Source organism: Ulvibacter sp. 2305UL32-6 (assembly GCF_058148545.1).
Genome location: NZ_JBYVKA010000001.1, coordinates 926,537 through 942,168 on the forward strand (window position 1 = coordinate 926,537; position 15,632 = coordinate 942,168).

General features: G+C 39.1%; 12 protein-coding genes. 1 reads left to right on the forward strand and 11 read right to left on the reverse strand.

Going from position 1 to position 15,632, the window contains the following annotated elements; translation table 11 throughout:
- Positions 1-23 precede the first annotated feature (23 nt).
- From ACY2RU_RS04485 to ACY2RU_RS04500, 4 genes are all read right to left on the reverse strand, one after another.
- Complete coding sequence (locus ACY2RU_RS04485; RefSeq protein WP_490137206.1) at positions 24-3,044, reverse strand: type I restriction endonuclease subunit R; 3,021 nt, start codon at positions 3,042-3,044, stop codon at positions 24-26.
- The gene (locus ACY2RU_RS04490) at positions 3,041-4,291 is read right to left on the reverse strand and encodes a restriction endonuclease subunit S (protein ID WP_490137207.1); all 1,251 of its coding nucleotides are present in this window, start codon (positions 4,289-4,291) and stop codon (positions 3,041-3,043) included. Before ACY2RU_RS04490 ends, ACY2RU_RS04485 begins: the two co-directional genes overlap by 4 nt.
- 428 nt (positions 4,292-4,719) lie before the next feature.
- Positions 4,720-6,375, reverse strand: coding sequence for an ATP-binding protein (locus ACY2RU_RS04495; protein WP_490137208.1), 1,656 nt, complete (start codon positions 6,373-6,375; stop codon positions 4,720-4,722).
- Positions 6,376-7,953, reverse strand: coding sequence for a type I restriction-modification system subunit M (locus ACY2RU_RS04500; protein WP_490137209.1), 1,578 nt, complete (start codon positions 7,951-7,953; stop codon positions 6,376-6,378).
- Positions 7,954-8,278: 325 nt separating this feature from the next.
- On the opposite strand from ACY2RU_RS04500, the gene ACY2RU_RS04505 reads away from it, so the two are divergent.
- Positions 8,279-8,605, forward strand: coding sequence for a four-helix bundle copper-binding protein (locus ACY2RU_RS04505; protein WP_490137210.1), 327 nt, complete (start codon positions 8,279-8,281; stop codon positions 8,603-8,605).
- Positions 8,606-8,612: 7 nt separating this feature from the next.
- On the opposite strand, the gene ACY2RU_RS04510 is transcribed toward ACY2RU_RS04505, so the two are convergent.
- The 7 genes from ACY2RU_RS04510 to ACY2RU_RS04540 form a co-directional block, all read right to left on the reverse strand.
- Complete coding sequence (locus ACY2RU_RS04510) at positions 8,613-9,563, reverse strand: hypothetical protein (RefSeq protein WP_490137211.1); 951 nt, start codon at positions 9,561-9,563, stop codon at positions 8,613-8,615.
- Between the two features lie 297 nt (positions 9,564-9,860).
- Entirely contained in the window at positions 9,861-10,082 is a 222-nt protein-coding gene (locus ACY2RU_RS04515; RefSeq protein WP_490137212.1) for a hypothetical protein, read from the reverse strand.
- A 15-nt stretch (positions 10,083-10,097) separates the two neighbouring features.
- Entirely contained in the window at positions 10,098-10,235 is a 138-nt protein-coding gene (locus tag ACY2RU_RS04520) for a hypothetical protein (protein WP_490137213.1), read from the reverse strand.
- An 11-nt stretch (positions 10,236-10,246) separates the two neighbouring features.
- A complete protein-coding gene (locus ACY2RU_RS04525; RefSeq protein WP_490137214.1) occupies positions 10,247-10,399 on the reverse strand; it encodes a hypothetical protein in 153 nt (50 codons plus the stop codon).
- 183 nt (positions 10,400-10,582) lie between these two features.
- Entirely contained in the window at positions 10,583-12,292 is a 1,710-nt protein-coding gene (locus ACY2RU_RS04530; RefSeq protein WP_490137215.1) for an FAD/NAD(P)-binding protein, read from the reverse strand.
- A gap of 92 nt (positions 12,293-12,384) precedes the next feature.
- On the reverse strand, positions 12,385-14,712 hold the full coding sequence (locus ACY2RU_RS04535) for a transglycosylase domain-containing protein (RefSeq protein WP_490137216.1): 2,328 nt from the start codon (positions 14,710-14,712) through the stop codon (positions 12,385-12,387).
- 140 nt (positions 14,713-14,852) lie between these two features.
- The gene (locus ACY2RU_RS04540) at positions 14,853-15,539 is read right to left on the reverse strand and encodes a DUF5995 family protein (protein WP_490137217.1); all 687 of its coding nucleotides are present in this window, start codon (positions 15,537-15,539) and stop codon (positions 14,853-14,855) included.
- Between the last annotated feature and the right edge of the window lie 93 nt (positions 15,540-15,632).

Consider the following 15,632-nt stretch of genomic DNA (forward strand, 5'->3'; position numbering starts at 1 on the left):
TAAAATTTCATTTTATTACTAATTCACCCCACCAAAGGCCAATCTCCATACTGCCCTTCAGCTTGTTCTATCACTTCTTTTAATAATTGGTCTAGCGCAGAGAAAGGTACTTTACCTTTTAATTCTTTCTTTACGGCTAACCGTATTGCGGCGCGTGCATTTTCTTTCTTTGTCCAGTCAAGTTGCAGGTTTTTCTTTACCGAAGCCACGACCTTATGCACTAAATCCTGCATCGGACCTTTCTCATTGAGCAGTTTTTCATTGGCGGCCAGTAAGTCGTAGAAGGCCAGTTCATCTTCGGTTAAACCTAGTTCTTTGGTTCGCTTGTCATCATTTTTAAACTCATTGGCAATATCTAATAAGTGCTTAATTGCGGCAATGGAGTCTAAACTGTTTTTATGGTAGTTGCCCAGTACTTTTTCTAGCTCTTCTTTTAAGGTGGTCATGCGCCTGATGTTTTTAGGCATTCTCACTTTTAATTCGTCATTAATAATTCTTCTTAGGAGCTCAATTTTGATATTCTCACCTCCTTTTTCTTTAACGATTGCCTGAAAACGATCATCTATAATAGAGATGTCTATTTTATCCAGATTGTACATGGCAGCCAAATCTACAATCTCATTAGATTCGATAGACCTACTAATTAAATCTTTAATGCGGTCATTCTTTTTACGCTGCGGTCCGGGCGGATTCTTAATCTTCCGAATGACTTCCCTGATTTTTTGAATCACTCCAACCTGTTCCTGAATCTCCCAAATACGCTTGTCCGAACTGGTCATAGCAACCAACTCGGTTAGCTTCCGTTCTTCGTGCAGAAAATCATCGGTTATTTTATCTGTTTGCAATAAATCGTTTACCAAACTAGTAGACCATTTCATTTTTTCAATTTCGGTCATTGCATTTATGGCTTCTATGTCAATAGTACCCGTTAATTCAATGACGTTTACATACTGGTCTAAACAAAGAATCACAGCAGCGTTCAAGTCTAAAGTTGGTTTGCCTTTTCCGCCGCCACGTGTGTATTTTTTGGTCGCTGCGGCCAGAAAGCCTGAAATACCTATAAAATCGACTACCAATCCATTGGGCTTATCTTCAAAAACCCGATTGACGCGCGCAATGGCTTGCATCAGGTTATGACCTTTCATAATCTTATCTACATACATAGTATGGGCGCACGGGGCATCGAAACCTGTAAGCCACATATCTCGTACAATGACTATTTTTAAAGGATCTTCAGGCGTGCGAAAGCGCTTTTTAATGGCTTCCATAGCATCTTTGGTACGTACATGGGGATTCCATGCTTTGGGGTCTTTACCAATATTACTCGTCATAATTACCGCTACTTCTGGGCAACCGTCCAAGGCAGTAATGGCATCGTACATTTTTACACAGTTTTTACGACTCATACAAACAATCATCGCCTTGCCATCCAAAGCTTCCACTCTGGCATTAAAATGCTTTAAAATGTCCTTTGCAACACGTTTAACACGATCTTTTGCCCCAGCTGCATCTTCAATCGCAGCCCAAACGGTATGGACAGTATCTTCTTCTTCCTCATCTACCGCTTCTAATTTTGCAGCATACTTTCCTTTAATGTTTAACGGCACCATTTTAGGTTCGTAGTAGATAGGTACCGTAGCACCATCTTCTACAGCTTGTTTTATATCGTAGGAATGAATAGTTTTCCCAAAGACCATTTCCGTATCGGCATCTTTTCCATCTACTGGGGTTCCTGTAAAACCAATAAACGATGCGTTAGGTAGGGCACGACGAATGTTTTGTGCAAAGCCACCATCTTTAAAACCATATTGGGTTCTGTGAGCTTCATCGGCCATGACAATTAAATTGAAACGCTCTGAAAGTACCGGATGCTCTTTTTCTAATCTTTTTGCTGCTTCATGTTCTTCGGAAATATCTTTTAACCGAAACTTCTCGATGGTGGTAAAAATAACACCGCCACCTTCGGCTCGTAACAAATCCCGAAGCTCGTTGGTAGTGGTGGCGTGCTGCACATCGCCCACCAAATCTTTACAGAGGACGAAGTTTTCATACAATTGCTGGTCTAGGTCCGACCGATCTACCTGAATTACAATCGTGGGGTTTTTCATTTCGGGTAACTGCCGTAGGATACCCGTAAGGATTGCCATAGAAATACTCTTGCCAGATCCCTGTGTATGCCAGATCACACCCAAACGTCCATCACCTTTCGGTTTTATATTAGCAACGGCACTTTCTACCGCTTTCTTGATACCCCAAAACTGATGGTATTTTGCACCTTTTTTAATAATCTTCCCGTTGTGGTCTTCGTGAAAGATAAAATTTTGTAAATAATCTACTAGTATTTCCTTCGGAAACAAGCCGTGTAAGAGGGTTTCCAGTTGAAGTTCCTGAGCCTGTTCTATATCATCGCCGTGCAGACTTTTCCAGGGGGCAAACCATTCGAGTGCCGAATTGTACATCCCGTGTAATGCTTGCATTCCATCTGAAACTACCGTAATGGCATTGTAATCGAACAACTGCGGGATGTCTAAGAGGTAATGCCCAATTTGGCCATGTGCATTGTCAATGTCCACCTCTTTATCGAACATATTTTTAAACTCAAATACGATAACAGGTAGCCCGTTTATAAAAATAAGTAAATCTGTTCTACGCGTGTTTTTGCCAATAATGGTCACCTCATCTGTACAAACAAAACTGTTTTTTTGTGGCTCGTGGTAATTGATTGGGTAGAGGTGTCTGGCTTGTTCGTTGCCTTTGGCATCTTTCCAGCTTACCGTATGGCCTTGGGTCATTTTACGATGAAAATCCCGGTTGCGATGGTCTGTATCCATCCCTTCGTGTTGGGTAAAAGCTGCCATAGCTTCGTTGATGGCTGTGGCTGGAACCTTTGGGTAGGTGGTTTGTAAAAAAGTACGCAAGTCTTCTTCCAGCACTACTTTTTTAAGATCGCGTTGTAGCGAATTCCCTTCTTTATAGGTATACCCTAATTGTTGCAACCAGGTGATGGCAGCTTTTTGAACGGTATGTTCTATAAAGGAACTCATATAATTTCTGAAAGTGTTTTCTCCACATCTTTTATCCGTACTTCACCGCTAATAAGTTTGGGTAGGAGAGTGTCTCGGAGTTGGGTGAGGGTTTGGTTTTCAATTTGTTTAGAATAGATAGAATCCATTAAAGGTTTAGCTTGTTCAACATATTTCAATAAATTTAATTTATTTGGAATTGGGATCATCAATTCTTTCAAATTAGTTACTGTAATATGACCTAGGCCTGTCGTTTGTTTATGTGTAGCCAAATTTATAAAAGTTGACAAAAGATTCTTAAGTGTATTAAACACAAAACATCTATTTTCTTGGCCATCAATTCTTACAACAAAAAGATGTTGATTTAAAAGCGCCTTACCTTTATCCCATAGGTGAATACCAATCGAAGTATGGGGATTCCCTGACCATGGAAATAAAATATCGCCGTTATCAATTATATATTTTCCATCTAATTTTTTATTGGAATACATTGTTTGAGATGTAATACCTTGTTTTACTTCTGCAATTTTAATTACTGGCAGCCCGTCAGCTTTATCATCAACAAAATCATTCTTTTTAAACGATGAACCATTAATAAAGTTGGCAATTGAATATACACTCTTCACCTCCCAACCTTCGGGAATCATCCCCAACTCAGACTCCACAAACTTCCCATCTTGAAACGGACCGAAATCTACAAACCAATGTTTGTACAATGCCATAGCCATTTCTTCAAGGGTTTTGTTTTGTTGGAGATTGAGCTCTATTTTGTCGTCTAGGGCAGAGAGGATGGAGGCGATGGCTTTTTGGTCTTTGATGTTTGGAATTTGGACTTCGATGTTTTCAAAAGTATTTCTCGTAATCGTGTCGAATACTGATCCATGAGCATTCGATTGAATATTAGAAACTGAATGTTTAAGAAGGTAGTATCCATAGTCATTATTCAAAATATCAAGTTTGCCTGTTAGACCGTAACAAGATTGGTTGAATGCCATGTCTTTTCCTAATTGAGCCAATTGACCTACAGTTCCTCTGGCAGAAATTATAATTTGACCTTTTTCAAGCAACTTTGTACTGCTTTCTTTAAGTCCAAGTTGAGTAATAGACTTCTCCGTTTTATTTACTGTTCTTTGGTCATTATTGAAATCAATAACTGAAAGCCATGGAATATTTCCATTCCAGTATTCTGGTTTTTTAGTCTTAGGAGTACCTCCTCCAATTATATCGAAAACTTCAGATAGTTTATATGTTTTCCAGTTTTGGGGCATATTAAAATCGTCTATCTAGATTAGGATTACAAGATCCATTATGTCTTTGTTTGCCGCAACAATCACAATATTCTTCATCTGTCGTATAAGCCATATGTATTTTTTGTCTAGATTTATCATCGAATTGGATACTGTGTCCACAAATTCTACAGAAATAGCCATTCAACTTATCGTAATATTTACATTGTTCACAATTATAATTTGCCATGTTATTATATTTTCGAAATATTTATTATCGTTCTTTTTTAAACTTAAATAAGTGAACCTATAGATTTTCTATATTTTGTTTTTAGATTTATTTTCTGTTTTCTTTTTTAATGCAGGACATTATTATTATAAAAATGCATTATTCATTTTATTTTAAAAAAAAACCGAAGCCCCTATAAATAAAGGGATTTGTTCTTTTTGTTTTTAATTTTGTTTTTTATTTATTTATTTTTTGCCACTTCATAAGTTCTATTTTTGAGAGCACCTAAAGGCACTAAAGAGCCTTCTTTGACGAGAGCATAGATACATTTTTGTATATCTTTAAGTTCAACATCCTGAATTTGTTCATTAATTTCTTGTTTGGACTTTTCACCATTGTATTTCAAATACTCCAAGATCAAGTGCTTTAATTGTGCTTTATCGATGGTTTTTAAAGTGGGTGCAATATTTAATTTAGATTGAGAAAATAATGCGGGGTTGAGTAAATATTCTGTTCCTTTTTTAATTCCTCTTGTGGTCAGAATAGATTTTTCTAAAAGACTTCCTAACCAACTTCTTAATCGATCTTCCGAAGTCAACTGCAGTTGCTGTGACAGTTGTGTTGATAATATCTTTTTTTCTGAAGCAACCAAACCTAGAACAATATATTCTTTTTGAGATAGTTGAAAATGTTGGGAAACATATTCTAAAATTTCAAGTGCTTCTTTATCAACAACACCTGAAAAAACAGTTACTGAAGTTTTATTAATAGAACTTTCTATAAGAGGTAATGGTTTTATTTCTCGTACTAATTTCTCATATATTAAATCATAACCTGAACCTTCCCCTTCCATAAGTCCTAAATCATGTAATGTTTGAATTAGATGTGGGTTGCGTCTATGTCTTTCATGCAAAATATTCTCTGCAGTAATTCCAAGAGGTAAACCACCTGGATTAGTAATTACCATTCTATTTGGATAAACTTCAATAAAAATATCTCCAGAAATGGTGTATCGTTTGTGAGCAATGGCGTTAATAAGCAACTCTCTTATCACCTCTTTCGGATAATTACGTAATTGTTTTCTGAAAAAACCACTTGAAATTTCTGAAGAATAATTCAATTCAATAGCCTCTTTTTCAATATCCAAAAGCAACTCTTTGAGATTATGTATATGGAAATGCCAATCCTTTTTTCTAATCTTTTCTTCCAATTCATTATAAACTATATATTGAACTGTAATAGGATAGCTTAATCGAGCTCTTTGACTTGATTTGCCTAGCCAAACTACTCCTAAATTAGTTAAATATCCATCTTGATTAATTAACTGGTAATGTTCAAGAATTTCTTCGTTAGTTTTTTCTTTAATAAAATCTGAAACAAATTTTGATTGTTGAATTTGCTCAACGAAATATACCACTTGGGTTATATCTGCATTTTCAAGCTTTATTTTCCCTACAGAAATTAATTCCCATTGAAAAGCATTTTTTTCTGCTGCTAGATTTGTTAATTCTTCACCCGAAACAGGAATGCAATTGTCAGTAACTCTAATAAAAACTTTACCTGATGATGTTGTTGCTATCGTTCTTGTTGTAGGATAAATTCTAAATTTGAAATACTCCCCACCATTAGTATGACCTAATATTTCAGGATTCATAATGCCAACAGCATCAGTCAAATCTCTTAATCTTGAAATAGTCTTGTTAACTAAATCCTGCTCAATTTTTTGTTTATTTGGTGGTTCTGATTCACCATCTTCAATACCCACAACAATTTCTCCTCCTTGAGCATTCGCGAAACAAACGCAAGTTTCTGCTAAACTTTTGAGATCGGCTTTTGGGCCTACAACTTTTTTCAAACTTTTATAGTCAATATTGCTATTCTCGTAATGATTCATCATTTATAGTTTATCAAAATTCTCTAATATCTGCTTTTTCAGTTGTTCTCCCTTTTCAAACTGCCCCAATAATTGAGCTTTTAAAGTTTCCATTTTTTCTTCAAAGGGGATGCCGTCATCTTCTTCCGCTTCTGTACCCACATAAATACCTGGGGTAAGTTTGTAATCTTGTTTTTGTACCTCTTCTAGCATTGCCGCTTTACAAAAACCGTCTACATCTTCATAATCCTTTTTGGTAGTTCGCCAAGTATGATACGTTCCCGCTATTTTGTCAATATCTTCATCTGCAAACACACGTAGTTTACGGCTTGCCATAGTCCCCATTTTGGAGGCGTCCAAAAACAAGATTTCATTGTTGCGTTGTCTATGTACTCCATCGTTACCATCTCGGTTTTTGCTTAGAATAAATAAGCAAGCAGGAATCCCTGTGGTAAGAAAGAGTTTATCTGGTAGGCGCACAATACAATCTATCATGCTATTATCTACCATATGCTGGCGTACATTTTTCTCTCCTTTGGTGTTGGAGGTCATCGCTCCGTTTGCCATGACAATGCCCGCCGTTCCTGTGTCGCTTAGATGGCTCCAAAAGGTTTGCATCCACATATAGTTGGCAGAACCATCGGTAGTGAATTCTTCTTTAGGGCCAAACAAACGTGGATCGCCATCGGGTAAATCTTCGGGGTGCCAATTGCTCACATTAAAGGGAGGGTTGGCAATAATATAATCTGCTTTTAAGTCGGGAAATTTATCGTCCAGTAAGGAGTTTCCTAGTTTTATGTCAAAAGACAAGTCGCGTAACATCAAGTTCATTAAACACAGACGCAGGGTTTGCGCCGTCATTTCTTGTCCGTAGATAGAAATATCACTTTTATCACCATCGTGTTCCTTAATAAATTTTAAACTCTGTACAAACATTCCACCGCTTCCACAGGCAGGATCGAAGATTCTTCCTTTATAGGGTTCAAGAAGCTCGACCAACAAGCGTACTATACTGCCAGGCGTAAAGAATTGCCCGGCACCAGAACCTTCTGCCATCGCAAAACGCCCAATATAGTATTCGTAAATACGGCCAAGGATATCGGTTTCAGGATTGTCTTTTTCAGAAAATTTAGGATGAGAAAGTAAGTTGATAATTCCTCCTGTTTGTTTAGGAGATAACTCAGATCGCACAAAGATTCTTGGAAGGAGGTTATTTAATTGTGTATTGTATTGCGTAAGCAAATCCTGAATCACATCGAAAGCATCATCAACCTTTACTTTGATATCGTCCTGTTCGGCATTATCTTTTAGGTATTGCCAAGAAGCTGTTTTTGGTATTTTAAAAGTATTCCGAGAGCGGTACTCATCTTGATCTTCTAACACATAATTTATTTCGTCCTGATCGGTAGTGTAATAATCTGATTTAGGATCGTGCAGTTGTTGCCTAAGCTCGTCATGTACAATATCATAACGCTCGCTAAGGTGTTTTAGGAACACTAGCGGTAAGATATAATTTTTATAGTTATTCTCTGATACAGCACCTCTTAGTTCGTTGGCTGCGTCCCATAGTTCCTTTTCAAAATCGATATCTGCCTTTGCCATAAAATAGAAAAATTGGTTTTTAGTAAATATAAAAGAACCCCACAAACCTCCTTACGGAAATCCATAGTGTTTGTAATAAAAAAGTTCTCAGAAAAACATAGAGAACGTGGGGAGAACCCAAATATACCTTTTTTAGTCACAGTGAAAACCAAAAAAGAGGTCTTGTTGCTATTTTGGGAGGATAGTAGGCACAAGCCTGTTTTAACAAAGCCTAGTGCTTTTCAGATTCATTTAACAGCTGTCTGTTAAAAACTGTTAGTAGTCTTTACAAAACGCTTGATTTTAGATAGTTTTAGGTAGCTACTAACCCTTAAAACAGCATATCATGAAAAAGAAAGAGCAATTAATAAGTACGCTGGGATCCTGTATCAATGCGTGTAACCATTGTGCCGATGCCTGCCTGGATGAAGAAAATGTAAAAATGATGGTCGATTGTATTCGTACTGACCGTGTCTGCGCCGAAGTATGTAGCAGCCTTTCACAAGTGCTTCATACTTCGTATGAGAATGTAGCAGGTCTTATTCAATATTGTATTAGCGTTTGTGAAGACTGTGCCAGCATTTGCGAAAAACACGAACACCAACACTGTCAGGATTGTGCAAAGGCTTGTCGCAATTGTATCGAGGCTTGTAAGCAATATCTTGCTGCCTAAATAGAAGTTATTCCAACACGATCACCTCACTTTTTAAGACCCATTTGCCATTTTCCTGGGCACTATGGGTCACGGTGATCTTATTAGGGCCTGTCTTTTTAAAAACATCGATCAGGCTTAAATTTCTATGCACGTTGGTATTGATCAAAATGGGCGCCGTAAGTAGCGTAGCCGTAGTTGCGTTATAAACAGATAAGGTTTTGGTGGTGGCCTTGATATCCCAAAAACCAAGTTCATCTGCCCCATCACCGTTAAGGTCTTTTAGGTTTTCTAATTGCGATTTGTAAGCGCCTTCAACCACAATGGACTTTAGATCAGGATTGCTAAAGGTGATCACACTATTACAAGCTCCTTTACAAATAACCTCAGCGTCTACTAGTGTCGCGGTGCTATTAGTAGCGATAACTTCGGGGGAGAGCACATAGGCATAATCTGAAAGTGCATCGCCGTTAAAATCGCCATACAGACGTCTGTTTTTAGTAATTAGCTGATGGTTTTCACGATATTTTGGGAAAATAGGCGCGTCCAGATCGTCAGAATCTTCAGCAACGCCTTCCCGAAGTATTTTAAAATCCCCATTTTTATAGATCACCGAAAGGTAAGAAGTGTAATCGGCTTCTATTCCGTCATACTTTACGTGTTTGGTAAAAGTCACCAAATATGTTCCTCCCTCCTTTGAAATTGTAAGCTGATCATTTAGGATTTGCTGCGTATAATCTGGAAATTGCTCAAACAGCAAGTTTTTGTCTTGTTGCACCTGTGTCTTGGTGCGCTCTTTTCCGTAGTATTCTACCACATCCATATACGAAGGCTGCAGGTAAGCCGATTTGAGCTGTGTATGGTTTTGGTTCCACTGCAGAATAAAAGTACGCACCTCCTTTTCGCCTTTCGGATCGAGCTCATTGCAGCCAAATAATAGCAACATACAAAGACAAGAAACAAGCGGAAATAACTTCATAGATTTTAGTGATTTTTTGAATAAAACTGAAATTTAAAGATACATGATTTTTAGAGGAGTAGCAGGCTCTAAAGAGATATGTAAAAAAGATTGATGTCTGGGTGCCACGCCTTCACTATTGCAACGGACGGGCAAGTTGGAAGTATGGAGTATGGAGCATGGAAAATAACAATTCCCAATAATCCATATTCCATATTCTAGGAGCGAAGCAATCCATATTCCCAGTCTTTACTCTTCAACAGCCACAAAAAAACCCACGCAGTTGCGCAGGTTTGATACATAAATAGATCGATATAATTAATCGTTCTTTCGTTGCCCCGAAGGTGTTTCTTTGGTGTTTCCATTATTGTCGTAACCCGCAGGATCATTCGATTCAGGCACATCTTTGGCGTCATTATTACTCGGTGTGTCTGCCGTTTTTGGCTTCGAGTTTGGTTCACCTTGATAATCCTGATTCGTGATATTTTGCTCGTTTTCTAAGTCCTTTTTTAATAAAGGCGCTCTCTTATCTTTGCTCATCGCGTTGATTTTTAATTATTGTACCCTACTAGCCTCGTCTTGATCACCATACTGATTTTGGTGCTTGTCTTTCTGCGGACCCTTGATCGTTTCCGGATTTAGGCTATCGAGTTCTTCTGAAGCGTCTATGTCTTTCTTTTTCTTATCGTCCATGATCTATAATTTTAAGCGTTATCTCTTGGTTGGTGCTGCTCGCGACGTTGCTCTACTTGATGGTTGATCTCACGCCCGTCAGCTTCATTTGCCTTCTTGTTGATCGCACTATCCTTTTTTGAAGTTGACTCCTCTTGTCCAGGTATTTTTTTGTCTGTATTCATAGCTGTCGTTTTAAATGATATCCTAAATATACCATTCAAACAAGCTGAAATAAAGAACATTAATATAGATTAACACCAAATGTTAAACGAACGCTAAAGGGGAGTATGGAGTATGGAGTATGGAAAATAATAAGTCTCAATAATCTATATTCCATATTCTAAGAGCGAAGCGGTCCATATTCCTTATACGTTACCCACTCGGCTCACCACTCCTTTTGCCCAATCGTGGGTTTCGGGGCTAAAGCATTCTAAGATCGCATCAGTACCCAAAACACTGCCCTTGGCATTTCTTCCCACTACGGAAATAGGAATTTTCTTAGACGCATCTTTAGGGTGTACCACAGTCCCATCGGGATGGGTCAGTATGCCTAAATCTTCGTGAACGGGTTGAATGAACTCTTTCTCACGTAATTCTTTAAAGATGGGGCTCTCCATTTTTTCCAACACAGGCGCATCCATAACCGAGTTTATCAATTCGGGAGCAACAACACTGCTTTCGTTTTTCGATAATTTCCAGCCTTTAGCGACTAGCTCAATGGTCGGATCATTTACATAGTCTAGATTTAAAATTTCTGCTTCATGCAGTGCAATGAGCTGGAGTATGCTCTCCACAGGCGGCCCATACGAATACCGCTTGGTGTCTTGATCTATTTCAATTAGTTGTTTGATAAGTTCGCCCGAAATCCCACTAAAAGCGAATAATCGATACATACTGGGTTGCAAATGCCGCCAAACTTGTCCGATAGTAAAATCTAATGAAGCCGACTCGTTCCCCCACGCCATTTCCACCGTATGCCGCATATAATCTATAGTTGGCAATTCGGTATCGAGAATGAGTTGGTGTGCCGTACTTGGGTCTTTTAACCAAGCCACCGTAAGCGTTTTAATTGCTGCTTCGGAATGCTGTTCTTCGGAATTTTGTATGTAAATAGCCGCAGCTACTTCAGAAAAAGCATCGAGGACAAAATCGATTTCCTGAAGAGCTTCTGGTGTCGCTAAGTGATTCCGAAGTGCTAGTTCAAAAGTGTTCTTCTGAACCAATGTTGGCTCAAAAGTAGCATCCACTTTTCTTCCGAAGGGCTTGGGAACACAGGGCAATCCGTCATTACTATACGGAATGATCTCCTGTACACAGTCTTTATTCGGAAGAAATTGCAAATAACCAGCATCCGACTTTTCTTCAAAAGTCCCAAATTTATAATTAGTGAGCTGCCGCGCAATATCGAGCATTGAGAGTCCGAAACCTTTGATCACCACCTTGGTGTTAGTCATGCCCTTGCGCGCAATTTTCGCCTCATACGGATCGTGAATATAGGTCACGCCCTCCTTTTTACCGTGCGCTTTAAAATTGACCGTTTCTTCGCTGTCTTTTGTGGGCGTATGACCAATGGTTATCAGGCATTCCGAAGCATTAAAAACATCATTGGAGGTTTTGATCTTTACAATGTCATCATCATACGCAACCGAAACTACCTTTTCATTTATGATGGTTAAGGCTTTATTCTTTGATAAAATGCTACAAATACTCGTTGCGCGTTGGTGTAAATAGTTCCCCATTTGGGAACGCGACGGATAGACATCTTTGTCGCCCACAATATTTTCTTCCTTGTTATTATTGAGGCACCATTGTGTATACGAAGAAAAGGACGGAATAGTCATCGTTCCCCAAACCAGTTTTTCCCGGCCTTTTAAATTTTGCAGTGCATGGTCTGAAATATTAATATAATTGGTTTCGGGTTGATCAACCTCCCAGGCTTTACCCGTTCCCAAATTAGCGGAAGGTTCAAAAATAAAAAGATGCGGTTTTACAATATTGGCTGAAGCAAGTTCCAACACCAAATTCTCAAGACACGCCAAGCCACGCGGACCAAAACCAATAATTGCTATATTCATCCGAACTGTTTTTCAGGCTAAAGGTCGGAATTTATCCTACTCTCCGTTTACAAAGCTTCGTTAAAAAATGAAGTGTGACTCTTTTAAAAAAATTACTGTAGTTGCAGTGAATCTTGAACCACGGTTACCACAGAATCTAAAGGGATTCCCAGTTGTTTCCGTCGCAATTCATTGATGTAGGTTGAATCTGTTTTAAAGAAATTTACGGCGTCTTTGGCTGGTAGTTCGCTAAAGGTTGGACATTCAAAATACGGACTTTCATATTCGAAATTGGTTAGCATAGGTCGGGTCCAGCTGCTTAAACCTTTAAACACCGAAGCCACCATAGGCATTGCGGTTCTTGCACCGCTTCCTAAGCTCGTGTTTTTAAAATGCACTCGTTTGTCTTGTGTTCCTACCCACGAACCGATCACCACTTCGGGGGAAGCACCAATAAACCATCCGTCGCCGTTGTTTTGCGTGGTTCCTGTCTTCCCAATGATATTAAACGGAATTTCATACGCTTGAAAGGAAGCGCCAGAACCTTCGGTAATGACTTCACCCATCATTTGTTGCAACTTTTTGATGGATGCTTCGGAAGCCACGCGCCCGAGATATTTCGGCTTTGCCTCAAACAATACTTTTCCTTCTTCATCGGTTATCTTCTGAATCATATAGGGCTTCACTAGATGGCCGCCGTTCGAAATACTCGCATAGGCGGTAACCATTTCGAGTAGATTAATATCGGCCGTCCCCAATACGATGGAAGGCACCTCAGGGATACTTGCGGTAATGCCCATTTTTTCTGCTTGCTTAATTGTCTTCGGAACGCCCACCTGCATTTGTAACGCAACCGAAACGGTATTGACCGAATTCGCCAAGGCACCGTGTACACTATAGCTTCCGCCGTAATTATTGTTGGCATTGCGAGGTTGCCAATTTTCATATTTAGAATAGGTTCGTAAGGTATTATCGTAAAAATCGCATGCATCAACACCTTGTTGCAAGGCTGTGAGGTAGGTAATGGGCTTAAAAGTGGAGCCTACCTGCTTGGGCGATTGAATGTTGTCTATTTGCGAAAAACCGTAGTCAATGCCGCCTAAATAGCCCAAAATAGCACCACTTCGGCTGTTTATTGCCAAGATTCCTGTATGCAAACGTACGATCGCGCTGATCACGCTGTCTTGATAACTCTGTTGACGTGGCTCAAAGCCCTTGTTGATCTCCCAATATTTTCTGGCGGTAGTTTTTTGGAGAAAGGTTTCAATTTCTTCGGGAGATTTCCCTTGTTCGACCAGCTGTTTTACTTTGGGTTGCTGCGCCATTAATTTCTGAATAAACGCTTCCTTTCCGCCTTCGGTAGTGCTACTTTCCCAATGTTGCGCCATCGATTTTTGTAAGCGCTCTAGGTTTCGAACCATGGCATTTTCAGCGTATTTCTGAATATTTGGCTGCAAGGTGGTGTAAATATGTAAGCCGTCTTTTTCGAGATCGTAGATCGCGCCTTCGGCATTTGGATTCGCTTTTGCCCATGCTTCAAATTCTTCCTTTACAAATTCTTTGTAGTAGCCCGAAAGAGACGAATTCTTTTCTGCTGGACTGTATTTTAAGACTAGAGGCGTTTTTGCTTCGGAAGCTTCTGCTTCGGTGATCGCGTTGTATTTGACCATTTGATCGAGTACGGTATTACGACGGCGGGTTGCATTTTCGGGATTTCGGCGTGGATTGTAATAGCTAGGCGCTTTTAGCACACCCACCAAGGTGGCGCATTCGGTTAAGGAAAGTTGTTCTGGTTTTTTACTGAAAAACCGTTGGGCAGCCTTTTCAATTCCGTAGAGATTTTCACCAAAGGAAACGGTATTGAAATACAGCAACAACAATTCATCTTTGCAATACATACTTTCGAGGCGGCTCGCGATAATTAGTTCCCGCATTTTACTAATGGGTGTGCTTAGGAGCCAAAGATCTTTTCTTCCGAAGATATTTTTAGCGATCTGCTGCGTGATGGTACTTCCACCACCTTTTCCTTGCTGCAGCAAAACCGACTTGACCAAAACCCGTGCATAGCTTTTATAATCGATCCCTGAATGTTCGTAAAAACGAGCGTCTTCGGTAGCGACGAGAGCCTTTTTTAAAAACGGATTAAGCTGAGTAGAATCTATATTGCTTCGGTTTTGCATATAGAAATAAGTGATCGGTTTTTTGTCACTTCCGTAGATAGTAGAAGTCACAGGGTTTTTAAGACTCGCTAATTCTTTTTTTGTCGGTACATGTCCGAAGACCCCAAAATACGTACAAAGAAAGAGCAGACCTACAAATACAACACCCGAAAGCATCAAATAGCCAAGCGATCTAAAGGGTTTCTTTTTTACATAACGGAACATCTTCTGAAGTGTATTCAGCGTTTTATTAAAGAAGCCTTGCGTATGGGTTGTTGCCAATGAATCAATTTTATAGATGCAATGTACAGTAAATTTTTTGAGATAATATCTTCAAAATTTGCAGATCTTTTTGCGAGACTCTTTAGACCAAAAATGTATAGAAACGACCCTTAAAAACATCTTATTTCAAGAGAAACGTATCAAAATAGGGTTATGGTATCGCTAATATTTAAGACTTCTCTTTCTATTTTCTGACGAAATTTTTCTCGTTCTTCTGGGAGTTCTAATTGTAATAAAACTTGTGTGTTTTCCCAAACATCTTCTCGCCAGGAAGCAATAAGTCTTGAGATCAGGAATTCATCCATACGTCCAAAGAGCGTATCGATCCATTCGAGTGATGGACTTAGCGGTTCTAAAATTTCATCTTGAACGCGATCGATGGTGCCAGCGATCACCTGATTGACATGATTGTGATCTTCATAGCGTTCTTGTCTTTTAGCATCAGATAAATTGTTCCATTCGGGTGCTAGCATATCGTACAAGGCAAGGACGAGATCGTAATTTATATGGGCATTTACACCTAGCACCAACAATTGAAGTTTACTCACCCTATTATCTTGGCAGGCACGATGTGCATTGAGCCATACTTCAGGTGTTTTTTCACCACAATCATAACACAGTAAACTTTCAAAATAATAGTCGGCAAACCGATTTAAAAGTTCATTGACCCATACGGTATCGTGAAATTCGTTATTCTGCAAGGCGGAACTCATATTTGAGCTCATCATATGGTAGCAACTCAAGAATACGTGCCGAGAATCGTTGCATGTCTTCCATTTTTCAACATATTGCCCCATTTTGATAAGTACCGTATCGGTTGTTTGCATATCCTTTATATTGAACAGATTAGCTAAGGTAAAGAAATACCAAGAAAAAAGATACTGCTGTTTTGTGAATTCGAAGCACTGTATAAATTAAAA

What these genes read in the sequence shown, in the direction of transcription:
- ACY2RU_RS04505 (WP_490137210.1), top strand. Translation starts at nt 8,279, where the DNA reads ATGAAAAAGAAAGAGCAATTAATAAGTACGCTGGGATCCTGTATCAAT.
- ACY2RU_RS04540 (WP_490137217.1), bottom strand. Translation starts at nt 15,539, where the DNA reads ATGCAAACAACCGATACGGTACTTATCAAAATGGGGCAATATGTTGAA.
- ACY2RU_RS04520 (WP_490137213.1), bottom strand. Translation starts at nt 10,235, where the DNA reads ATGGACGATAAGAAAAAGAAAGACATAGACGCTTCAGAAGAACTCGAT.
- ACY2RU_RS04515 (WP_490137212.1), bottom strand. Translation starts at nt 10,082, where the DNA reads ATGAGCAAAGATAAGAGAGCGCCTTTATTAAAAAAGGACTTAGAAAAC.
- ACY2RU_RS04490 (WP_490137207.1), bottom strand. Translation starts at nt 4,291, where the DNA reads ATGCCCCAAAACTGGAAAACATATAAACTATCTGAAGTTTTCGATATA.
- ACY2RU_RS04500 (WP_490137209.1), bottom strand. Translation starts at nt 7,953, where the DNA reads ATGGCAAAGGCAGATATCGATTTTGAAAAGGAACTATGGGACGCAGCC.
- ACY2RU_RS04525 (WP_490137214.1), bottom strand. Translation starts at nt 10,399, where the DNA reads ATGAATACAGACAAAAAAATACCTGGACAAGAGGAGTCAACTTCAAAA.
- ACY2RU_RS04510 (WP_490137211.1), bottom strand. Translation starts at nt 9,563, where the DNA reads ATGAAGTTATTTCCGCTTGTTTCTTGTCTTTGTATGTTGCTATTATTT.
- ACY2RU_RS04485 (WP_490137206.1), bottom strand. Translation starts at nt 3,044, where the DNA reads ATGAGTTCCTTTATAGAACATACCGTTCAAAAAGCTGCCATCACCTGG.
- ACY2RU_RS04530 (WP_490137215.1), bottom strand. Translation starts at nt 12,292, where the DNA reads ATGAATATAGCAATTATTGGTTTTGGTCCGCGTGGCTTGGCGTGTCTT.
- ACY2RU_RS04495 (WP_490137208.1), bottom strand. Translation starts at nt 6,375, where the DNA reads ATGATGAATCATTACGAGAATAGCAATATTGACTATAAAAGTTTGAAA.